Source organism: Streptomyces sp. NPDC002809, from assembly GCF_040295435.1.
Taxonomy (GTDB): Bacteria; Actinomycetota; Actinomycetes; order Streptomycetales; family Streptomycetaceae; genus Streptomyces.
This window is the reverse complement of the sequence record NZ_JBEOVJ010000015.1, coordinates 1-20465: the sequence shown is the minus strand read 5'-3', so window position 1 is coordinate 20465 and position 20465 is coordinate 1. Positions and strand designations below refer to the sequence as shown.

At 71.1% G+C, this 20465-nt stretch carries 20 protein-coding genes and 1 pseudogene; 9 read left to right on the top strand and 12 right to left on the bottom strand.

What is annotated here, in order from left to right; translation table 11 throughout:
• The 7 genes and pseudogenes from ABT025_RS12380 to ABT025_RS12350 all read right to left on the bottom strand — a co-directional run.
• Window positions 1-301 (bottom strand): annotated as a pseudogene (locus tag ABT025_RS12380) (hypothetical protein); the annotation flags it as partial.
• 395 nt (window positions 302-696) lie between these two features.
• Window positions 697-2037 carry a 6-phospho-beta-glucosidase gene (locus tag ABT025_RS12375; RefSeq protein WP_350992860.1) on the bottom strand — a complete coding sequence of 447 codons (1341 nt, stop codon included), beginning with the start codon at window positions 2035-2037 and terminating at the stop codon, window positions 697-699.
• A gap of 282 nt (window positions 2038-2319) precedes the next feature.
• Window positions 2320-3897, bottom strand: coding sequence for a cytochrome P450 (locus ABT025_RS12370; protein WP_350992858.1), 1578 nt, complete (start codon window positions 3895-3897; stop codon window positions 2320-2322).
• An 87-nt stretch (window positions 3898-3984) separates the two neighbouring features.
• Window positions 3985-4599: a GTP-binding protein gene (locus tag ABT025_RS12365; RefSeq protein WP_350992856.1), complete on the bottom strand. Its 615-nt coding sequence runs from the start codon at window positions 4597-4599 to the stop codon at window positions 3985-3987.
• Entirely contained in the window at window positions 4580-4951 is a 372-nt protein-coding gene (locus tag ABT025_RS12360; protein ID WP_326740158.1) for a DUF742 domain-containing protein, read from the bottom strand. Before ABT025_RS12360 ends, ABT025_RS12365 begins: the two co-directional genes overlap by 20 nt.
• Window positions 4948-5355 carry a roadblock/LC7 domain-containing protein gene (locus ABT025_RS12355; RefSeq protein WP_024494673.1) on the bottom strand — a complete coding sequence of 136 codons (408 nt, stop codon included), beginning with the start codon at window positions 5353-5355 and terminating at the stop codon, window positions 4948-4950. Before ABT025_RS12355 ends, ABT025_RS12360 begins: the two co-directional genes overlap by 4 nt.
• Window positions 5352-6950 (bottom strand): sensor histidine kinase, encoded by a 1599-nt coding sequence (locus ABT025_RS12350; protein ID WP_350992852.1) that lies wholly within the window; start codon window positions 6948-6950, stop codon window positions 5352-5354. The genes ABT025_RS12355 and ABT025_RS12350 overlap by 4 nt, the downstream gene beginning before the upstream one ends.
• A 527-nt stretch (window positions 6951-7477) precedes the next feature.
• Here ABT025_RS12350 and ABT025_RS12345 point away from each other — a divergent pair.
• Window positions 7478-8236 carry an IclR family transcriptional regulator gene (locus ABT025_RS12345; RefSeq protein ID WP_350992850.1) on the top strand — a complete coding sequence of 253 codons (759 nt, stop codon included), beginning with the start codon at window positions 7478-7480 and terminating at the stop codon, window positions 8234-8236.
• A 94-nt stretch (window positions 8237-8330) separates the two neighbouring features.
• On the opposite strand, the gene ABT025_RS12340 is transcribed toward ABT025_RS12345, so the two are convergent.
• Window positions 8331-8837 (bottom strand): MarR family winged helix-turn-helix transcriptional regulator, encoded by a 507-nt coding sequence (locus ABT025_RS12340; protein ID WP_350992848.1) that lies wholly within the window; start codon window positions 8835-8837, stop codon window positions 8331-8333.
• Window positions 8834-10525, bottom strand: a complete 1692-nt coding sequence (locus ABT025_RS12335) for an FUSC family protein (RefSeq protein WP_350992847.1) — start codon at window positions 10523-10525, stop codon at window positions 8834-8836. The genes ABT025_RS12340 and ABT025_RS12335 overlap by 4 nt, the downstream gene beginning before the upstream one ends.
• Before the next feature lie 142 nt (window positions 10526-10667).
• Here ABT025_RS12335 and ABT025_RS12330 point away from each other — a divergent pair, with 142 nt between their 5' ends.
• Entirely contained in the window at window positions 10668-11447 is a 780-nt protein-coding gene (locus ABT025_RS12330; RefSeq protein WP_350992846.1) for a VOC family protein, read from the top strand.
• 37 nt (window positions 11448-11484) lie between these two features.
• The gene (locus ABT025_RS12325) at window positions 11485-12441 is read left to right on the top strand and encodes a phosphotransferase family protein (protein ID WP_350993040.1); all 957 of its coding nucleotides are present in this window, start codon (window positions 11485-11487) and stop codon (window positions 12439-12441) included.
• Window positions 12442-12494: 53 nt separating this feature from the next.
• Here the strand turns inward: ABT025_RS12325 and ABT025_RS12320 are convergent, their stop codons facing one another.
• Window positions 12495-13076 (bottom strand): helix-turn-helix domain-containing protein, encoded by a 582-nt coding sequence (locus ABT025_RS12320; RefSeq protein ID WP_350992845.1) that lies wholly within the window; start codon window positions 13074-13076, stop codon window positions 12495-12497.
• Between the two features lie 118 nt (window positions 13077-13194).
• Between ABT025_RS12320 and ABT025_RS12315 the strand changes: the two genes are divergently transcribed.
• Window positions 13195-14319 carry an arylsulfotransferase family protein gene (locus ABT025_RS12315; protein WP_350992844.1) on the top strand — a complete coding sequence of 375 codons (1125 nt, stop codon included), beginning with the start codon at window positions 13195-13197 and terminating at the stop codon, window positions 14317-14319.
• Window positions 14320-14327: 8 nt separating this feature from the next.
• Entirely contained in the window at window positions 14328-15704 is a 1377-nt protein-coding gene (locus ABT025_RS12310; protein ID WP_350992843.1) for a uracil-xanthine permease family protein, read from the top strand.
• A gap of 110 nt (window positions 15705-15814) precedes the next feature.
• Here ABT025_RS12310 and ABT025_RS12305 read toward each other — a convergent pair whose 3' ends face one another.
• Entirely contained in the window at window positions 15815-16693 is an 879-nt protein-coding gene (locus tag ABT025_RS12305) for an LURP-one-related family protein (protein ID WP_350992842.1), read from the bottom strand.
• A gap of 122 nt (window positions 16694-16815) precedes the next feature.
• On the opposite strand from ABT025_RS12305, the gene ABT025_RS12300 reads away from it, so the two are divergent.
• The 4 genes from ABT025_RS12300 to ABT025_RS12285 all read left to right on the top strand — a co-directional run bounded on the left by ABT025_RS12300 (window position 16816) and on the right by ABT025_RS12285 (window position 19947).
• The gene (locus tag ABT025_RS12300) at window positions 16816-17232 is read left to right on the top strand and encodes a hypothetical protein (protein WP_350992840.1); all 417 of its coding nucleotides are present in this window, start codon (window positions 16816-16818) and stop codon (window positions 17230-17232) included.
• Between the two features lie 74 nt (window positions 17233-17306).
• Complete coding sequence (locus ABT025_RS12295; RefSeq protein WP_350992838.1) at window positions 17307-17957, top strand: thioredoxin-like domain-containing protein; 651 nt, start codon at window positions 17307-17309, stop codon at window positions 17955-17957.
• Window positions 17954-18601: a DUF305 domain-containing protein gene (locus tag ABT025_RS12290; RefSeq protein WP_350992836.1), complete on the top strand. Its 648-nt coding sequence runs from the start codon at window positions 17954-17956 to the stop codon at window positions 18599-18601. Before ABT025_RS12295 ends, ABT025_RS12290 begins: the two co-directional genes overlap by 4 nt.
• 101 nt (window positions 18602-18702) lie before the next feature.
• Window positions 18703-19947: an ROK family protein gene (locus ABT025_RS12285; RefSeq protein WP_350992835.1), complete on the top strand. Its 1245-nt coding sequence runs from the start codon at window positions 18703-18705 to the stop codon at window positions 19945-19947.
• 88 nt (window positions 19948-20035) lie between these two features.
• Here ABT025_RS12285 and ABT025_RS12280 read toward each other — a convergent pair.
• Window positions 20036-20465, bottom strand: a 430-nt coding sequence (locus ABT025_RS12280; RefSeq protein WP_502971930.1) for an apurinic/apyrimidinic endonuclease family protein, incomplete at its 5' end; no start/stop codon positions are given.

The following is a 20465-nucleotide window of genomic DNA, read 5'->3' as shown; positions in this document are numbered from 1 at the left end:
CATCGAACGGGAGGACGAAGTTGAAGCCCTGCGCGCTGTGGGAACCACCGGCCGGACAGACGCCGTCGGTCGGATAACCCCAGTAAAACATCGCGAAACACTTCTGACAGAAACGCCAGTTGTTCTGGGTCGCCTGCGCCCCGGCGGGCATGGCGGCGGCTGAGGTCGCGAACGTACCAGCGGCAACCGTCACTCCGACCAGGCCGACCGTCACTCCGAGCGTTCTGCCCAGAAAATCGCGTCTGCCCAACTCGATTTCATCCTGCTGAAGCGAATATCCAGATCTTCCCGGTAACTCCATTTGCGGTCCTCCCCGATTCATCAGCGACGCACCGGTCACTGATATGAAATGTGATCCATACCTTCTGGACGCTGAACGAGATGGTCTCGTTCAGGGCTTCGCGAGTCAAGGGGCGGCGCCCGGCCGGAAGTCGGAAAATGAGGGGGCGAGGATTCCGCATCGTGGACCTCCGTGGGCCTCCTGTTGTCAGGTGCATCAGGCGCATCAGGGCTATCGGGGAATAACGTACTCCGACCTCCTTCCCCAGTCGTATTCCTGCGCCGCAGAAGAGCTGATCCGGGATCAACAGCGCGCCGAGCCCATTTGTGTGCTCCTTGCTGAGGACCAGGGCATCATCTGCGACGCGATCCGGCCTGCGTCGTGGCCTTTGCCGCTACGGGACAGCCCTTGAGGCTCTAACGCAGATACGAGAGCTCCGGATGGGCCTTCGTGTAGCCGTCGACCAGCCGACGGGCGACCGAGACCGAGTCGACCAGCGGGTGCAGCGCGAAGGCCCGGACGGCATCGGCGCGGGAGCCGCTCGCTGCCGCGTCGAGCACCGCGCGTTCCACGGCCTTCACCGCCGTGACCAGCCCGACGGCGTGGTACGGGAGCGGATCGACGGCGACGGGACGGGCGCCGTTCGCGTCCACGAGACACGGCACCTCGATGACGGCGTCCGCGTCGAGCACCGAAAGCGTGGTGCGGTTGCGGACGTTGAGGATGAGGGACGTCTGTTCGTTCCGGGCGACGGCGCGCATGAGGGCGAGCGCGACCTGCTCGTAGCCACCGGAGTCCAGATCGCTCTCGTCACGCTCACCCGCCCCCGCGACCTCCCGGTTCTCCGACATGTACGTCGCCTCGCGCTCGGCGCGGGTACGGTCCCAGGTGGCCAGCGCGGGCGTGGCCGGGTCCTTCATCCGGCCGTAGAAGCCCTCCTGCTGTTCGCGGAGAAAGGCCCCGCGGGTCTGCTCCGCCTCCTGGTAGGCGTGGACCGCCTCGCGGTTGAAGTAGTAGTAGTGCAGGTACTCGTTGGGGACCGAGCCCAGGGAGCGCAGCCAGTCGGTGCCGAAGAGCCGGCCCTCCTCGAACGAGCCGAGCAGTTCCGGGTCGGCGAGCAGGCGCGGGAGCTCGTCGCGGCCCTCCACGTACAGCCCGCGCACCCAGCCGAGGTGGTTGAGGCCGACGTAGTCGATCCGGGCCCGGTCGGGGTCGGCACCGAGCACCCGGGCGATACGCCGGCCGAGGCCGACGGGTGAGTCACAGATCCCGATGACACGGTCGCCGAGGTGATGGGACATGGCCTCGGTGACCAGGCCCGCCGGGTTGGTGAAGTTGATGACCCAGGCCTGCGGGGCGAGCCGGGCGATGCGCCGGGCCAGATCGACGGCGACCGGCACGGTGCGCAGCCCGTAGGCGATTCCGCCCGCGCCGACCGTCTCCTGGCCGAGCACGTCCTCGTCGAGGGCCACCCGCTCGTCCGCGGCCCGGCCCGCGAGGCCGCCGACCCGGATCGCCGAGAAGACGAAGTCGGCGCCGCGCAGCGCCTCGTCCAGTTCGGTGGTGGCGACGACGGCGGGCGCGTCCACGATTCCCTCGGCCTGCTCGGTGAGGACCCGGGCCACGGCAGTGAGCCGGTCGACATCCGTGTCGTAGAGGGTGACGGCCGAGACGCGGCCCTCGGCGTGGTCGGCGAGCAGCGCCCCGTAGACCAGTGGAACCCGGAATCCGCCGCCGCCCAGAATTGTCAGCTTCACGCTTCCGCATGGTACGTGGGGTGATCGCGCGGGGCACCGAGCGACCGGCCGGGGCGCCGGACTACGGGGCAGATCGGCCCGGTCCGCCGGACTACGCGGCAGACCGGCCCGGGAGCCGAATTACGCGGCAGACCGGCCCGTGCGCCGGACAACGAAGCAGACCGGCCCGTGCGCCGGACGACAAGAACAGACCGGCCCGGGCTCCCCGACCGCGGGGACGGCCCGGCGGCGGGGACCTGTGGGTCCGCCTCCGCCGGGCCGTCGCTGTCAGGCGCTCCCGGGTCAGTAGCCGTTCCACCAGCGGGTCACGACGCGCCACAGCCTGGTCGGGGCCGCGGGCCTGCGCTGCTGCGGGATCATTCCTGCCGCGGAGCCCCCGCCCGCCCCTCCGTCGACGGATCCGTCGACGGCGACGGTCGCCCCCGCCGGGCCCGCACCGGTCGCGGCGTAGGCCGGTTCCGCCGGGACCGGGGCGCGTACCGGGGTCGGCGCCGTGTGCCGTACCGCGGAGTGCACCTCCCAGTCCTGGCGTGACGGGTTCGGCTTGCCCATGGAGGGGGGCTCCCGGTCGTCCTGCGGGGGGCGCGGCGCGAAGTCGGCGGGGAGTTCCACCAGGTGGCGGCCCATGAAGTTGCCGACCCACTGGAGTTCGCTCTCGTCGACGGAGAGTTCGAGGTCGGGCAGGCGCATCAGCAGGGCGTCGACGCCCACGTCCGCGATGGCGCGTCCGATGTCCTGGCCCGGGCACTCGTGGGGTCCGCCGCTGAACGCGAGGTGCGCGCGGTTGCCCTCCATGCTGGCGTTCAGGTCGGGCCTTACCACCGGGTCGGTGTTGGCCGGGGCGATGCCGATGATCAGCGCGTCGCCCGCCTTGATGCGCTGGCCGCCCAGCTCCGTGTCGCCCACCGCCCAGCGGCCGAAGACCGCGGTCAACGGCGGTTCGTCCCAGAGGGTCTGCTCGACCGCCTCGGGGACGGTCATGTGGCCGCCGCTGAGCCGGGCCCGGAAGCGCGGATCGGTGAGCACCATGCGGAGCACGTTGGCGATCAGGTTGGTGGTCGCCTCGTAGGCGGAGATCAGGGTGACCCGCAGATGCTCGGCCAGTTCCTTGTCATTCATCGCGGCCGGGTGCTCGACGAGCCAGGTGGCGAAGTCGTCCGCGGGTTCGCGGCGGCGCCGCTCGACGAGGCGGTTCAACGTGTCCAGCACATAGGCGTTGCTCTCGACCGCGGTCGCGGTGCCCCTGGTCATGTCGCGGGCGGCCTGCACCATCCGGTCGTTGTACTCCTCGGGCATGCCGATGATCGCGCACAGCACCATCATGGGCAGCCGCTCGGCGAACTGGCTCACCAGGTCGGCGCGGCCCTCCTGGCAGAAGTCGTTGACGAGCCGGCTGCTGTAGCGGTTGACGTGACGCCGCACGCCGCGGGTGTCGATCCGGCTCATGGCGTCGGTGACGGCGCCGCGCTGACGCTCATGGGTGGCACCGTCGGCGAACACGCAGACGGGCTGCCAGGTGAAGATCGGGGCCAGTGGGTGGTCCGGTGCGACGGTGCCGTCCTGCAGGGCCCGCCAGCGGCGCGAGTCGCGGGAGAACTGCGAGGGCGTACGGGTCATGTGCAGGTTCTCGCTGTGCCCGAGGACCAGCCAGGCGGGTACGTCGCCGTGCAGCAGCACGGGCGCGACCGAGCCGTGTTCGGCCCGCAGTTTCCCGTACAGGCCGTGCGGGTCCTGTTCGGCCTCGGGGCCGTAGAGCCGTCGCAGGCCGCCGGGGCCGATGCCGAGGCCGTGGGCCGGGCACTCGGGGGGCGGAACCGGCCCCGTGGCATCGCCGGGCTCGTAGTGGAATGGGGTTGTCACGATCGCTCCAGGGATCAGGCTGCCAAGTGCCGGACGAATGGGGTACGCGATGGGGGCGCGCAGATCGGGCTGGGCGCGCGGGCGACGTCAGTCGAGCGGAACGGCCAGGCTGTGCAGATAGCGCATCAGCGTCATCAGCACATCGCGGCTGGAGGCGCGCAGCCGTGCGTCGCAGTCGATCATCGGAACCTCGTCCGGCAGGTCCAGTGCGCTGCGCAGCGCCTCGACGGGGTGCTTCGGTGCACCGGGGAAGGTGTTGACGGCGACGACGAAAGGCACGCCGCGCTCCTCCAGCCGCCCGATGACGTCGAAGCTGACTTCGAGCCGGCGGGTGTCGATGAGGACGACGGCGCCGAGTGCGCCCTCGAACAGTCCGTTCCACAGGAACCAGAAGCGCTCCTGGCCCGGGGTGCCGAACAGGTAGAGGATCAGCTCCTGGCTGATGCTGATCCGGCCGAAGTCCATGGCGACGGTGGTGGCGGTCTTGTTCTCCACCCCGAAGTTGTCGTCCACGCCGACGCCGGCCTGGGTCATGGTCTCTTCGGTGGTCAGCGGCCGGATCTCGCTGACCGAGCCGACCATGGTCGTCTTGCCGACCCCGAACCCGCCGACGATCACGACCTTCACCGCGGCGGTGGCCGTGGTGGGGAGGACGTCCTCGCTCCGGGGGCCCGTGATCGTGTCAGAGCTTCTGAAGTCCATGCATCACCGCTTCGAGGAGGGACCTGTCCGGGAGGGTTGCGCGGACGATCGGCGCGCGCGATTCGATCAGTTCCGTGGCGAGCAGTTCGGTGAGGAGCGAGGTCACCACGCTGAAGGGCAGGCTGAGGTAGGCGGAGATCTCGGCGACGGATAACGGTGCCTGGCAGAGCCGCAGGATCACGGCCTGCTCGGGCTGGACCGTCGGTTTCGGTTGCGACTTCGAGACCACCATCGTGACCAGGTCGAGCGCTGCCCGCTCGCTGCCGTCGGGATCGCCGGTGATGACGTACAGCCGTTCCGGATCGCTCAGTGCCGGATCGGCCTTGCGGCGTTCTCGTCGGGAAGAACTCATCCGGCCTGCCCGTCGTGTCGGGGCGGGCTCGTGAGATGGGCGCCGATGCGTACGACCATGTCGCGCATCCGCGATCCGACGAGTCCCGCGTCGACCGTCTCACCGGCGAGCACCGCGAGATAGGCGCCGGCCCCCGCGGCCATCAGATAGAAGAAGCCGCCGGTCACCTCGATGACGACGAGCCGCATTCGGCCGTCGCTGTACGGGATTTCCGAGGCGACCGCGGCGGCCAGGCTCTGCAGCCCGGCGCAGGCCGCCGCGAGCCGGTCGGCTACGTCGGGGTCGCCGCCGTGCCGGGCGATGCGCAGGCCGTCCGCGGAGAGCACGACGATCTGATGGATGTCGGGGACGTCGTCGGCGAGCTCTTTGAGCATCCAGTCCATGTTGCCCCGCTGCTGGATCACTTCAGGTCTCCCTTGTCCCACGCATCGTCAGAGTCTTCGTCTGCCCTGGGCTCCTGGGGCGAGCCGTTGGCGGCCTTGGTGAACGCCTCCAGCCAGATGCCGGGCGGCGGTTCCTTGCCGTTGGCCTGACCGTTGCCGTTGCTCCGGCCGGCGCCGGGTTCCGTGTTCTGGGCGGGAAGGTTGTGCGAACCCAGCGGTGCGCGGCCGCGGCTGCGCCGCTGCGGGAGCCCGCCCGAGGTCCACTCGGTCACCACCGGGACCTCGTCCTGCATGGCGACGGCCGGGGCGGCCGGGCGGGTGTCGGGTGCGACCGGTCCGGTGGCCGGACGGGCGGCGACGGGCTGCGGCTTGCGGTGGGAGCTGCGGGCCGGGACGACGTGCTTCATGTCCGCGAGGTCGATGTCGCTGGTGGGCCGCGATGTGGCGCCGATGCCGTGGGCGATACCGGGAGCGGGCCCGGTGGTGATCATGGCGCGGGGCACGATGAGTACGGCGCGGACACCGCCGTACGCGGACTGCCGCAGGGAGACCTGCAGGTCGTACATCCGCGAGAGCCGGCCGACGACCGCCATACCGAGGCGGGGTGACTCGCCGAGGTCGTTCATGCTGGAGCCGGCCTGGGCCCTGGCGAGCATGTTCTCGGCCCGGGCGCGGGCCTCCTCGCTGAGGCTGACGCCGCCGTCCTCGATCTCGATGGCGATGCCGCTCTGGACCTCGACGGCGGTGACGTGCACGCGGGTCTGCGGCGGCGAGTACCGGGTGGCGTTGTCGAGGAGTTCGGCGCAGGCGTGGATGAGCGGTTCGACCGCGGTGCCGATGATGGCCACCTTGGCGATCGAGTGCAGATCGACGCGCGGGTATTCCAGGATGCGCGACATGGCACCGCGCAACACGCTGAACAGCGGTACGGGCTTGGGCCACTGACGGCTGGGGCGGGCGCCGCCGAGCACCGCGATGGAGTCGGCCAGCCGGCCGATCAGCGCGGTGCCGTGGTCGATGCGGAGGAGGTCGTCGAAGACGTCGGGGTTGCGTCCGTGGTGCTCCTCCATCTCCCTCAGTTCACTGGCCTGCCGGTGGACGATCGCCTGGACACGGCGGGCGACGTTGACGAAGGCGCGCTGCGCGGAGTCACGCGTCGCCTCCTCGTTGTCGATGATGTCCAGCACGGTGTAGACGAGGGCGCGCTGCGCGTCGGGGAGGTGGCGGTAGACCTCGTCGCCGTCCACGACGTCCCGCAGCACCTCGTCGGGCGAATTGCCCACGCGAAGACGGTGGATCGCCGCAGGGAGGAGTTCCTTGCTGATCCGCACGGTCTCTTCGTCGTAATTGGCGATGCGCCGCTCCAGTGCGGTGACGCGCTGCTCGTAGTGGGCGCGCTGACGCCGGATCCTGCGTGAGCGGCGGGCGAGTTCGGCTGTGAGCACGGCGACCACGACGGTGGCGAAGACGCCGCACCAGACGACTGGCATCCGCGCGGGCTCGGCAACCAGCGCCACGGCGGCCGCGGTTGCTCCGGCCATGGCGACGACGGGCAGCAACACGGCGCGGACGACGGGTGTTTCTCGGTCGATCGGCGGTGATTCAACACGAACCATCTAAAACCTCTGGCGGTTGATTCGGGAGGTAATCAGGAGATACAGCGCTTGCAGGGCAGTAGGGAACAAGCGCTCGAATTCATATCAACTCGGCTTCACTGTGCGTGAGCTTAGTCAGATCGAAACAGGGCTTCGGCACATTCACCCAACCCCCTGCGCGAGCGCTCCCGCGGTAATACACTCACGAGTTTTTACACGCACCGCCAACAAGCGTGTGCAGGGAGTGACGAGACGGCGGGAACCGTGCGAATCACCTGCCGTTGTCCCTCACTGAGGGACGATCACACCCCGGGCGCCCAGCATCGACGGACTCCTGTCACTCACGCGGCAGGGCAAGCAGTACGGTGAAGTGGTGATTTGCCGAGAACTCCGGCTTCAGGGCGATCCCTCGTGCCCAACGAGCCGATCATCCGTGTCCCGCAGAGAAGGACAAGGGCACATGTGATCGAAGCGGATCGAAAGGAGCAGATTCATGACCACCGCAAGGGTGCAGCGCAATCCGGGCCACGAAGGGGAACACACATCTCATGGAGCCGACGCGGGGCTACACAATCGAGTCGCTCGACACCGGCCTCCGGCTGATGCGGCTGTTCCTCACCCATGACTCGCTGACCGTCTCCGAGGCGGCCGAGCTGCTCTCCATCGGCCGCTCCACCGCCCACCGGGTCCTCAGCACCCTGGAAGGGCGCGGATTCGCGATCCGGGAGGCGTCGGGGCGGGGCTACTCGGCCGGTCCCGAGCTGGTGCGGCTGGGCCGCCCGGCCGGGTTCGGGACCCCCGTCCGGGAGCACGTCGGTGCGGTACTGGAGGACGCTTTGCTGCGTACGGGCGAGACCGTGCTGAGCGCCGCCCTGATCGGCGATCAGGTCATCGTCACCGACGGCAGGGAGTCCTGCCATCCGGTACGGGTGATGCTGGAGCGGGACCGGACCCGCCCCGCACACGCCACGGCAGGCGGCAAGTTGCTGCTCTCCCGGATGACCACCGAACAGGTCTGCGCCGTGTTTCCGCAGGAGCAGCTGGAGGCGGTCACCCCCCACACGCTCACTTCCCGGCCGGAGCTCCTCGCCGACCTGGCCCGGACGCGTGAGCGCGGATACGCGCTCAGTCGCGGCGAGTCGGTACAGGGCATGAATGCGGTCGCCGTGCCTCTGACCGGTTCCACCTGGCGTGACCGGCTGGCACTGGCCGCCTGCTCACCGGCCGGCCGTGGCGACGACGTCGCACTGGAACGCCGCGCCGGGGAGTTGCTCCGCTCCGCCGCGTTGTCCGACGTGACCGGGTAGCCCGGAGTGTCCGCGGCACGACCCGGTGGCCCGGACCGCCGGTGCCGGCCGGGTGGCCCCGACCCTCCGCGGCACGACCCGGTGGCCCGGCGGATCAGCGGCGGGCGCCGCCGATGCGGCCTTCCAGCTGGACCAGCAACTCGCTGAGTTGTGCGCTGAGCCGGTCGCGGGACTCCGCGTCGAGACCGGAGAGCAACGCGCGTTCGTAGGCGAGCTGCTTGGGCAGCAGGCCGTCGACCATTTCGCGCCCCTCGTCGGTGAGGCGGACGAGCGCGACCCTGCGGTCCCGCGCGTCGCTGCGGCGGTCGATCAGGCCGCTCTCCTGGAGGACCCGGAGGCGTTTGGTGACGGCGGCGCCGGAGGAGAACGTCTCCCTGGCCAGTTCGCCCGGGGTGAGTTCACGCCCGGTGCGCCGCAGGGCGCCCAGCAGGTCGAACTCGGCGCGGGTCAGTCCGGCGGCCCGCAGCGGCGCGTCCTCGGCCTGCTGGAGCAGGGCGGAGCAGCGGTTGATGCGGCCGATGAGTTCCATCGGACCGGTGTCGAGTTCCGGGTTCACGGTCTGCCACTGCCGTACCACCGAGGCCACGATGTCGTCGGTCACACCGCTCCGTTCTCCTGGGCCGGGGCGATCATCCCCTGCCGTGTCGCTGTCGCCGCGAGCGTACGGTGTCCGGCCTGCTCGGCCGCGAGCACCGCCTCCTGCGGCAGGGCGCGCTGCCACCATTCACCGGCCGCGGTGTCGTCCGCCTCGCGCAGTTCGACCAGGGATCCGGTGAGTCTGCGGCGTGCCGCGTCCAGGGCGGCGGTTGTGGGCGTGGGGGTCGCGAGGGTCTGCACGGCGTGGGCGCGGGCCTGCTCGGCGGCGGCCAGGGCCTTTTCGACGCGGCCGGTGGCGCGACGGTTGGTGACGAGCACCGCGGCGAGGAATCCGACGCCGGCACCGATGACGGTGTCCAGGACCCGGTCGCCGATGAGTTCGCCGGCCGGGTGGCTGCCGGCGTACTCCAGGACGAGCAGCGCCATCGGGGTGACGGCCACTGAGCCGAGCCAGTAGTTGCGGGTGATCAGGGCCTCGGCGGCGAACCCGAAGAGGAGGCAGAAGCCGATCAGGGCCAGCGGGTCCATCCGGGCGACCGGGAGCACGGCGGCGAAGACCAGGACGCCGAGCAGGTTGCCGAGGGTGCGCTGCAGTGTGCGGTTCCAGGAGAGCGTGACGTTGGCCTGGTAGAGCGAGGCGGCGGTCACGATGGCCCAGTAGGGGCGGCCGACGCCGGCTGCCGAGCAGATGTACCCGGCCAGGGCACAGCCGATGAGTGTGCGGGCCGCGACCGGCAGCAGCGGGGAGCCGGGGGCGAGGCGGTGCAGCAGGGTGCGCAGTGCCCCGCCGCGGGATGTGCGGCGCCGGGCTGCACGTTCGGCGTCGACGCCGAAGAGCTCGGCAGCGGTTCCGGGGGCGGGCGCGGGTGTGGGGACGGGCCCGCGGGACCGGGTCTGCCGGGCCCACTCGCGGAGCCGGCCGGCGTCCTCGGCCGTGTCCCCCGCACTCGCGGAGAGCGCGGTTTCGGCGTGGACGACGAGGCGTTCCAGTGCGCTGCGTACGGGGGTGGGGCGTCCGGCGGCGAGGAGGGTCTGCCAGGCCGCGTGCACGGCGGCGACCGCGGCACGGCGGGTGTGGTGGTCCGGCTCGGCGACATGGGCCGCTGCGGCGTTCAGGGCGCGGGCCGTGGCGCGGCGCTCGGGTCCCTCGCGGCGGACCAGCGCGGGGGCGACGGTGACGAGCCAGGAGACCGCGCCCGCGCCGAGGGTCAGGGCGAGGTGGCCCGGCACCTGGCCGGTCTCCTGCGGGGTGAACAGGGCGGCGGAGCTGACGAAGGTGAAGATCACCGGTCCGGGGGGTCCGACGCGGGTGGCGTCGCAGAGCAGCTTCTGGCCGGCGGCCAGGAGTGCGCCGACGGCGATCAGGACCGCGGTCGAACCGGTCAGCGAGGCCGTGACCAGGGAGACCGCCAAGCCGGCGAGCATCCCGAGGACGACTCCGACGACAGTCCTGGCGCGGCGGGCGTACGGCAGATTGTGGCCGTACAGCGCACAGAGCGAGCCGGCCATCGTGTACATCACGAGGTCCAGGCGGTCCAGGGAGTACAGCACCAGGTTGGGGATCGCCGTGGCCACCACCACGCTGGTCGCCGGCTTGAACCACATGTCCGAGGGCCGGACCAGGCGCAACGGCGCCGCCAGCGGGATTCTGCGGACGGAGGGCCGCCGGGACCGGATACTTGTATTACTCACTCAAATACTTTAGCAGGTATTACACATGTAAATGACTTTCGAGGGTGACCCCGCTCCCGATGGCCCGCCCCTGCGCACGGCCATAGCGTTCAGCTGTGCCGGGAAGCCACGCGCACATCCAGCCACGCACGGAGGAGTCCGAATGAAGCTCACCGCACCGGTGCCCGGCGGTCCCTGCTGGATCGAGCTGAGCACCTCCGACGTCCCGGCCGCCAAGTCCTTCTACACCGCCCTCTTCGGCTGGCGGACCAAGACGGATCCTCGCGAGGAGGCCGGCGGCTACACCGTGGCGCACCTGGGGGAAGCCCGGGTCGCGGCGCTCAGCCCCGTGTACCGGCCCGGGCAGCCGCCGGCGTGGACGGTCTCGTTCGCCGTGGAGGACGCGGACGTGGTCGCCGGGAAGGCCAAGACGGCGGGCGGCTCGCTGCTGGCCGGCCCGATGGAGGTCTTCGAGGAGGGCAGGTTCGCCGTCCTCGCGGACCCTTCCGGTGCGGTGTTCTCCCTGTGGCAGGGCCGCGCCTTCGCCGGCGCAGACCTGTTCAACGAACCGGGCGCGCTGGGCTGGACCGAGCTCCTCACCCGCGAGAGGGAGCAGGCACTCGCCTTCTACGCCGACGTCTTCGGCTGGACGGCCAGGGCCTCGGAGACGTACCCGCAGTGGGGTGTCGACGGGGAGGACTTCGGCGGCCTGCTGACGATGGACGAGAACGTCCCGCCCGAGGTGCCGCCGCACTGGCTGCCGTACATCGCGGTCACGGACGTCGACGTGACCGCGGCCACCGCGCAGAGCGGGGGCGGTGACCTGCTGATGCCCCCGACGGACATCGCGCACAACCGCAGGATCGCCGTGGTGCGCGACCCGCAGGGCGCCGCGTTCGGCATCTACCGGGCCGGCGACGAGGATCAGTCGCTTGCTGGATAGGCTCCCTGCGCGACAGGAGGTGGCGACGGTGAGCGGCATGAGCCCGGACGGCCGGGACCAGGAATGGGCGAACACCCGTGCCTGGGTGGACAACGGGCTGCCCGCGGGCACGCGCGTCGTCGCCGCCGAGCGGCTGCGCGGTGGCTGGACCTCGCAGATGCGGCAACTGAGCATCACCGGCGGTGAGGCCCCCGGACACCTGGTGCTGCGCTCCTTCGTCAAACCGTTCTTCGTCCGGCACGCGGAGGGCCTGCTCACCCGCGAGGCCGACGTGCTGGCACTGCTGGGCCGTACGGATGTGCCGGCGGCGGTCCTTCACGGGGTGGACGCGACGGCGGCGCACTGCGACCACCCGTCACTGCTGATGTCCCTGCTGCCCGGAAGCGTGCGCCTGTCCGACGAGGGAGCCGGGTACCGTGCCGAGCTGCTGGCCGGTCAGCTGGTCCGCATCCACCGGGTCCGGGTCACCGCGGAGAACCGGCCCCGCGCCTACGAAGCCTGGACCGCGCCCGACCGGGTGCGCGTGCCGGAGGCCACGGCGCGGCCCGAGCTGTGGCGACGGGCCGTCGACATCATCCGCCGCGACGCACCGGCATACCGGCCCTGTTTCCTCCACCGCGACTTCCATCCGGGCAACGTGCTGTTCGACGGGGAGGGCGACTCGCTGCGCATCACCGGCGTCGTCGACTGGGTGGAGACATCGTGGGGCCCTGCGGACCTGGACGTCGCCCACTGCTCGACCGCGCTGGCGCTGCTGCACGGTGTTGGTGCCGGCATGGCGTTCGCCGACGCCTATCTGGCCGCGGGCGGCCTGCCGGCGGAGGATCCCGGCGACCATCTCTACTGGCGCCTGCTGGACGCGCTCGCCTTCGCCCCCGAAGCCGAGAAGGTGGCCGGTCCCTGGCGTGAACTGGGGCGGGACGACCTGACGCCCGAGCTGCTGACGCGGCGGCTGGAGGAGTACGTGCGGGAGCTGTTCCTCCGCTACGGCTGAGAGCCGCCCGCGCCGGTGCTGTCGCGCCCCCGCGCCGGGCGGAACGCCGCACCTCAGCCGCTCTGCTCGTCCGTCACCTGGACGTGGTCCCCGATGCCGACCACGAGGACTCGCGTGCCCGGTTCGATGGGGCGCCAGCGGTGGACGAGCCCGCCCGCGCAGTAGAGCGTGTCACCCCGCTCCAGACGGTAGAAGTTGCCGTCCGCCTCGACCTCCGCCGAGCCGTCGGCGACGTACAGGATCTCGTCGTTGCGGTGCCGGAACTCACGGCCCCAGTCATGGTCCCCGGTGAACTCCAGCGCGTGCAGCCGCTGGTGACCGCGGACCAGCGGCCGCATCCGGCCGTCCCCCTCACCCTCCGCGCCGGTCTCCCGTACGGAGGCGGAGGTGCCGCGCACCACGTCGACGGGGCGGGGCGCCTCGGCCGTGGACAGCAGCTGGACCGCGGTCGTGTCGAGCGCGTCGGCGATGCGCTGGAGCGATCCCATGCTCGGCCGGGAGCGGCCGTTCTCGATCTGGCTGAGGAAGGGCACGGAGAGTCCGGCCCGTCGCGCGACCTCGGCGAGGGTCAGTTCCAGGGCGCGGCGCCGTCGGCGAATTCCCGGGCCCACCTGTGGGGTGTCCGCCTCGCTCATCACATTCACTCCGTGTCCCTGCGTGCCGCACACCACAGGCGGCGGGGCCGTGAGCAGCCTACCGGGCCAGTTAATCTTTTAAGTCCCACCTAATAAAGTTAACCGGGAGGACCGATTCATGCCCCTCGTGGACCAGAACCAGCGACGGCGACGCGGTACCGGGCTCATAGCCCTGGACGAGGACGCCAGCCAGGGCGGCTACACCCTCTTCGCCCCGCTGACAGGTGGCGGCGAGGTGTATCTCATCGACATGCGCGGTGAGGTCGTCCACCGGTGGAACCTCCCGTACCGGCCCGGCCGGCACGCCCGGATCCTGCCCGGCGGCAACCTCGCGTACAGCGGCGTCCTCCCGGACGAGCCGGCGCTCTTCCCCATGTGGCACAAGTACCGCGGCGGGATCATGCAGGAGATCACCCCCGACGGCACGGTCGTGCGCGAGCACCGCGACCGCTACCAGCACCACGACGCCCACCACTACGGCGACGGCCGGATCCTGTACTCCGCGCTGGAACCCCTGACGGGCGAGGCCGCGGCCGCGGTCCGGGGCGGGGTGCCGGGCTCGGAGCCCGACGGGACGGTCTGGGCGGACACCATCGTCGAGGTGGACGCCGAGGGCAACACCGTGTGGGAGTGGAAGGTCTCCGAGCACCTCGACCGCGAGGCCTTCCCACTGCACCCCGACTACGCGCGCGAGCACTACCCGCTGATCAACAGCGTGCTGCCGACCAGCGACGGCAACATCCTGGCGAGCTTCCGCTCCGTCTCCGCCGTGGTCGTCATCAGCCGGGAGACCGGCGAGATCATCTGGCGCAGCGAGCCCGGTGCCGTGTCGCAGCAGCACTGCCCGACCGAGCTGGAGAACGGCAACTTCCTCGTCTTCGACAACGGGGTCTTCCGGCCGCACTGGGACGTACCGTTCAGCCGGGTCATCGAGATCGAGCGGTCGAGTGGCACCATTGTCTGGGAGTACCACGACCCGGCACGTGAGTCGTTCTTCGCCCCGTTCATGGGCAGCGCGCAGCGCCTGCCGAACGGGAACACGCTCGTGACGGACTCCCCCGCGGGACGCCTCTTCGAGGTGACCGCGGACGGTTATCTGTGCTGGGAGTACATCGTGCCGTTCTTCGGCGGCTACCAGGAAGAAGAAGTGCGCAAGCTGTTCCCGTCCGAGCCCAACGCCGTGTTCCGCTCCTACCGCTACTCGGCCCGGGAGCTCCCCTGGCTCGACGTCCCGAAGGGCTGAGCCGGACCATGGCCTCCCCCGTCCCGGACACGGCCCCGGCCCCGGCCCCGGCCGTCCCGGCCCCCTCCGTCGCGCCGGTCGACGAGCGGCTGCCACTCCCCCGGCTGGTCCCGCTCGCGTTCCAGCATCTGCTCGCCGGGGTCGCAGCCCCCGTCTCCTCCGTCATCCTGATCGGCACCACGCTGTCGCTTACGGCGTCCCAGACGGCATCGCTGCTCAGCGCGACTCTCGTGCTCTGCGGCATCGGCGCGCTCCTCCAGTCACTGGGCGTGAAGGCGCTGCGCATCGGCGCACGGCTGCCGTTCCTGATGCTGCCGGGCGGTGCGGCGGTGGCGATCTTCCTCCAGGTCGCCAAGGAGCACGGCCCGGCCACCGCCTCCGGTTCGGTGCTGATCGCGGCGGTCTTCCTGATCGCCGTGCTGCCGCTCTACGGGCGGCTCGTGCGGTTCTTCCCGCCCCTGGTCATGGGCACCACGGTCGTCCTGATCGGGATCAACATGATCAAGATCACCGCGCCGATGATCGCCTCCGGGCCGGGGCTCGGCTTCGCCACGCTCGGCATCACCGCCCTGTTCTTCCTGTTCATGCGCGGTGTCTGGCGCCAGATGTCGGTGCTCTTCGGACTGGCGGGCGGCACGCTCGTCGCCGCGCTCACCGGTACGGCGTTCCACATGGCGCACGGCAGCACGTTCGCGCTGCCCGACCCGTTCCCGTACGGCACACCGCACTTCGATCTGCTGGCCGCCGTGCCCCTGCTGGTCTTCGCACTCGCCTCGCTGGCGGAGGCGACCGGGCAGACGGTGCTGAACAGCGAGGCGGTGGGCCGGACTCCGGACGCGGCCCGTGACGTGCCGCGGATCTCCCGCGCGGACGCCGTGACCTCGCTGGGCGCCGGCGTCTTCGGTACGTCGCTGATGGTGACCAGTGCCGAGAACATCGGGATCGTCCAGCTCACCCGGGTGCGCAGCCGGTTCGTCACGGCGGGGGCCGGGGTGCTGCTGATCCTGTGCGGGCTGATCACGCCGCTGACCCGGCTACTCGCCGCCATCCCGGAGCCGGTGGTCGGCGCCGCGGGGCTGATCATCTATGCGGTGATCGCGACCATGGGGTTCGGCATGCTCAGCAGCGAGAACCTCAGCCACGGCACGAACGGCATCGTGGTCGCCCTGGCCCTCTGCGTCGGCCTGCTGCCGGTGTTCGCCCCGGAGATGTACGCCGGCCTGCCGGTGTGGGCGCGGACCGTCTTCGGCAGCGGCGTGGCCGCGGGGGCCCTGGCTGCGGTGATCCTCGCCGCGGTGTTCTCCAGGCTCGGGCCGCCCGATTCGGGCTTCGAGGGGCAGGCCCTCAGTGATCCGAGCCGGACGATCTCCGGCTCGGATCACTGAGGGCTGTTTCCGGATGACCGCGCCTGCCGAGGCGGACACGACAGCCCGCGCCCCTCACACCATGGTGTGGGGGACGCGGGCTGTCGTGCGTACGGAAGGGGGCTCCGGGGTCAGCCGAGACCGCGGGCGTCCTGCTTGAGGGCCGTGTCCACGGTCAGCGCCGTCGCCACCACGAGGCTCAGCAGCGGCTCGGGCAGCTGGTAGTGGATCTGCAGCACGTAGTTGTCCGCCGTGGTGAACAGCGTCTTCGCGAGGCCTTCCCAGGTCTTGGTGATCCGGGCTATCTCGGCCTCGTTGTGGTCGACGATCGCGAAGTTCCAGGCGCGCCAGTTCTCGGCCTTGATCGCGCCGACCTTCTGACCGTCGACCATGATCGCGAAGTTGATCTTGCCGATGGCGTTCTGCTGGACGATCTCGCCGACCGTCTGCCCGTCGGGGCGCTGCACGATGACCTTGGACTTGATGAACTTCGCCGGGCGGGTCAGCAGCAGCTGCGGCTGGCCGTACGCGTCGCGGATCTCGAGCCGGTGGGTCAGGTACTGATCGATGCTGGTCAGAAAGCGCAGCACCTTGCGCAGCGCGCTCTGGCCGACCTGGACGACCGAACCGACGGTGTTGCCGTGCTGGTCGAAGACGCTGTACTCGTTCGTCACCTCGATCAGCTTGGCCTTCTGGTTCACGACCAGGACCTGCTGATTGAAGAGCGAACCCGCACCGGAGGCGGCACCCTGCTGGTGAGGCACGCCCTGCTGCGGCACTCCGGGCTGCTGCTGGGGCATGCCCTGCTGCCCCGCCGCCGCCTGCTGCTGGTGCTGCTGCTGCTGCGGGGCGGCCTGCTGCTGCACCTGTGCGGGTGCCTGAGCCTGCTGCTGCCCGCCGGCCGGATTGGTGTGCTCGGTCCACTGGGAACCGTCCCAGTAGCGCAGCAGCTGGGGCGCGCCGTGCGGATCCGGATACCAGCCCGCAGATACGTTCGAGTGCGTTGTCACCGGGGCACACTATCCCGGCATGCCGCAACGGGAACCCCTCCCCCCGGGATCCACAGCTTCACCGGCCGCAGCTCACGTGGGCCCGCACTCATTGAAACTTCACACACCGGTACGATGCCGGGGTGAACTGGCTGAGCGAACGCACGGACCGGCGGCGGCGCGCCCGCGCGTCCGTGGTGCTCGGCTGGGTGTTCGTCCTGATCGCCATGGTGGCGTGCTGCCCGCCGGCCCCGGGCGAGACCTCGTCCCCGCATCACGGCCCCGCCTCGGTGACCGCGCACCTCACCAGCGTCGCGGTGTCCGCGCCCGTGGTGAGGGCCGACGCCCCCGACAGCCGCGGCCCGGGAAGTTCGTGCCACGGCGCGTCCGAGCACTCCGCACCCGTCGTGCTGCCCGGCCAGCCCGCTCCCGCGGCGCTCCCGTCCGGCGCCGCCCCTCTCCTCTCCGCCCCGCTCACCGGCGCCGCCGCCATCCGCGGCCCGTCGAACGACGCCGTGGGCGAGGTCGACCATCTGCGCCTCCAGGTTCAACGGATCTAGGACCGTTCTCGCACGTCCCGAGGACACTCCCGCGTGCCCGCAACCCATCCGCGTCACGAACCCAAGGACCCACCATGGCCTCCGCCAAGAAGCAGAACACCCCTGCCGCCGCCCGCCGCGCCAAGCTGGACGAGGCCCGCCGCAAGGAGCGGGCCCGCGAGCGCCGCAGCCGCATCATCACGATCACCGCGGCCGTCGCCGTCGTGGCCGGTCTGGTCGCCGGCGGCGGCTACCTGATGAACGCCGCCGACGAGCAGGACAAGGCCGAGACGGCCGCCAAGTCCTCGCCCGTCGAGGGCGAGAAGAGCTGGGACAAGCTCACGCAGAACCATGTCGAGAAGAAGGTCGACTACCCGATGAACCCGCCGGTCGGCGGCGATCACAATCCGGTGTGGATGAACTGCGACGCGGATGTCTACACCAAGGAGATACCGAAGGAGAACGCGGTCCACTCGCTGGAGCACGGCGCCGTCTGGGTCACGTACACGAGCAAGGCGGACCCGGCCGACATCGAGAAGCTCGAGAAGAAGGTCTCGGCGACCCCGTACTCCCTGATGAGCCCGTTGGAGGACCAGGGGTCCCCGCTGATGCTCAGCGCCTGGGGCAAGCAGTTGGCCGTGAAGAGCGCAGCCGACGCACGCGTGGCCCAGTTCTTCACGAAGTACGTCCAGGGCCCGCAGACGCCGGAGCCGGGCGCCGCCTGCTCCGGCGGGATCGCCAAGTGACGTCCGCGGCCCGTGCGTCGCGGCCGATGGTGCTGGCCGGCGGGGCGGTTCTGCTGCTCGCGCTCGGCCTGGTCGTACTGATGCTCGTACGCCCTTCCTCATCGGCCCCCGCAAGCGCGGCGTCCACGGCGGCTCCCGCCGAGACCTCGGCCGATGTCGGGTTCGCGCGCGACATGTCGGTCCACCATCAGCAGGCCGTCGAGATGTCGTTCATCGTCCGGGACCGCACCTCCGACGTGGCGGTGCGCCGGCTCGCGTACGACATCATCAACACCCAGGCCAACCAGCGCGGCATGATGCTGGGCTGGCTGGAGACGTGGGGGCGGGCGAAGAGCTCCCCCGGGCCGCCCATGGCGTGGATGGGCCATGACGTCACCGCGCGCGGAGACGGCGCGCTGATGCCCGGCATGGCGACCGACACCGAACTCGACGCGCTGCGGGCGGCCGGGGGCAGGGATGCCGAGGTGCGCTTCCTGAAGCTGATGACCACACATCACCGGGCCGGGGCGGAGATGGCGCAGGCGGCCGCCACCGCGGCGGGCACCGACGAGATCCGGAACCTGGCCTCGGGCATGGTCCTGGGCCAGCAGTCGGAGATCGCGCTCATGGCGGACATGCTCAAGGAGCGCGGGGCCCCGGCCTGAGCGGCCGCCGGGCCCCGGTCGTGCCCCGCGCGCGGCCGGGACCCGGTCTGCACGCATCGCGACCGTACTGGCGTACGGGATCGCATAGGCTCGGGACCGATATGAAGAGCAACCTCACGCCGCTGGGGCCCAAGGCCGACAAGGACACCGTCCGGCGCAGCAACCTCAGCCTCGTGCTGCGGGCCGTCCGTGACGAGGGCGAGGGCGAGGCGACCCGGGCCGGGGTGGCCGCGCGGGTGGGGCTGACCCGGGCCGCCGTGTCCTCGCTCGTCGAGCAGCTGCTCGACAGCGGGTTCCTCACGGAGTCGGGCAAGACGTTCAGCGGCCAGGCCGGCCGGCCCGGAACCGCGCTCAAGACGGCCCGCACCGGGCCGGCCGGGCTCGGCGTCGAGGTCAACATCGACTACGTGTCGGTGGTGGTCGTCGATCTGGCCGGGACCGGCCGGGTCCGGCTCACCGAGCATCTGGACAACCGGGGCGCGCCGCCCGCCGAGGTGCTGGCGCGGGCGGCCCGGATCGCCGCGCGCACCCTGGAGTCGGCGCGCGAGCAGGAGCTGTTCCCGGTCGGCGTCGCCCTGGCGCTGCCGGGTCTGGTCTCCGGCGGCTCGGTGCGTCAGGCTCCGAACCTGGGCTGGAACCAGGTGCCCGCCGAGGAGCTGTTCGCCGCCGCACTCGCCGCCGAACGCCCGGGTCACGAGGCGCTGACGGTGAGCTCGGAGAACGAGGCGAATCTCGCGGCACTGGCGGAGCTGTGGTTCGGCGGGCTGGGCCGGGTCCGGAGCTTCCTCTATCTGACCGGTGAGATAGGCGTCGGAGGCGCCCTGGTCGTCAACGGCGAACTGCTGCGTGGCGCGCACGGTTTCGCCGGGGAGATCGGGCATGTGGTGGTGGACACGGCAGGACCGCAGTGCCGCTGCGGCTCGCGCGGCTGCCTGGAGCAGTACGCGGGGCAGGCGGCTCTCCTGCGGGCGGCCGGGATCGAGGAGACCGGCAGCGGAATCGGGGTCGCCGAACTGGAGCGGCGTACCCGGGCCGGGGACGAGCGGTCGGTGGCCGCGGTCGCCGAGGCGGGCAGGAAGCTGGGGCGGGTGCTGTCGGGGGCGGTCAATCTGCTGGACCCCGACGCGGTGGTGCTCGGCGGGATCTACCGGAACCTGATGCCGTGGCTGGCACCGTCGGCCGACGAGGAGCTGACGGACCGGGTGGTCTCCGGGCTGTGGTCACCGGGCAGCGCCCGGCTGCGCGCCTCGTCCGTCGCGGGTGACGCGGCACGGGGCGCGGCGGCGCTGGTGATGACGGACGTGCTGGCCGACCCCGTGGCGTACGCGGGGCGGACCCGAGCCTGACCGAACGGGCCGGACGCGCGAAGAGGGGGACGGCCGCGCAGCGCGCGTCCGTCCCCCTCGTATCACCGCCGTCGTGTGTCCCGCCGGGTCAGCGGACGCCGAGCAGGTGGTCCATCGCCAGCTGGTCCAGCGCCTCGAACGCCATGCCGCGCTCCGCCGCGGCGGTCACGTCGAAGTCCTCGAAGGCCGAGCGGTCGGCCAGCAGTCCCGCCACGCCGTCCTCGGCGGTGCGCAGGGCCAGCTCGTCCAGGCGGGACGCGCGCAGCGCCTCCTGTACCGCAGGGTCGGCGCGGAAGGCTGCCGCCCGCTCCTTGAGGATCAGGTAGTTGCGCATGCAGCCCGCGGCCGAGGCCCAGACGCCGTCGTAGTCCTCGGTGCGCGGCGGCTTGAAGTCGAAGTGGCGCGGGCCCGCGTAGTCCGAGTTCTCCAGCAGGTCGACGAGCCAGAAGGCCTGGCGCAGGTCGCCGGCGCCGAAGCGGAGGTCCTGGTCGTACTTGATGCCGGACTGGCCGTTGAGG

Excerpts from the sequence above, each read along its gene's own strand:
- ABT025_RS12320 (WP_350992845.1), bottom strand. The coding sequence starts at position 13,076 with ATGAGCGAGGCGGACACCCCACAGGTGGGCCCGGGAATTCGCCGACGG.
- ABT025_RS12330 (WP_350992846.1), top strand. The coding sequence starts at position 10,668 with ATGAAGCTCACCGCACCGGTGCCCGGCGGTCCCTGCTGGATCGAGCTG.
- ABT025_RS12315 (WP_350992844.1), top strand. The coding sequence starts at position 13,195 with ATGCCCCTCGTGGACCAGAACCAGCGACGGCGACGCGGTACCGGGCTC.
- ABT025_RS12365 (WP_350992856.1), bottom strand. The coding sequence starts at position 4,599 with ATGGACTTCAGAAGCTCTGACACGATCACGGGCCCCCGGAGCGAGGAC.
- ABT025_RS12295 (WP_350992838.1), top strand. The coding sequence starts at position 17,307 with ATGGCCTCCGCCAAGAAGCAGAACACCCCTGCCGCCGCCCGCCGCGCC.
- ABT025_RS12345 (WP_350992850.1), top strand. The coding sequence starts at position 7,478 with ATGGAGCCGACGCGGGGCTACACAATCGAGTCGCTCGACACCGGCCTC.
- ABT025_RS12285 (WP_350992835.1), top strand. The coding sequence starts at position 18,703 with ATGAAGAGCAACCTCACGCCGCTGGGGCCCAAGGCCGACAAGGACACC.
- ABT025_RS12360 (WP_326740158.1), bottom strand. The coding sequence starts at position 4,951 with ATGAGTTCTTCCCGACGAGAACGCCGCAAGGCCGATCCGGCACTGAGC.
- ABT025_RS12310 (WP_350992843.1), top strand. The coding sequence starts at position 14,328 with ATGGCCTCCCCCGTCCCGGACACGGCCCCGGCCCCGGCCCCGGCCGTC.
- ABT025_RS12325 (WP_350993040.1), top strand. The coding sequence starts at position 11,485 with ATGAGCCCGGACGGCCGGGACCAGGAATGGGCGAACACCCGTGCCTGG.
- ABT025_RS12350 (WP_350992852.1), bottom strand. The coding sequence starts at position 6,950 with ATGGTTCGTGTTGAATCACCGCCGATCGACCGAGAAACACCCGTCGTC.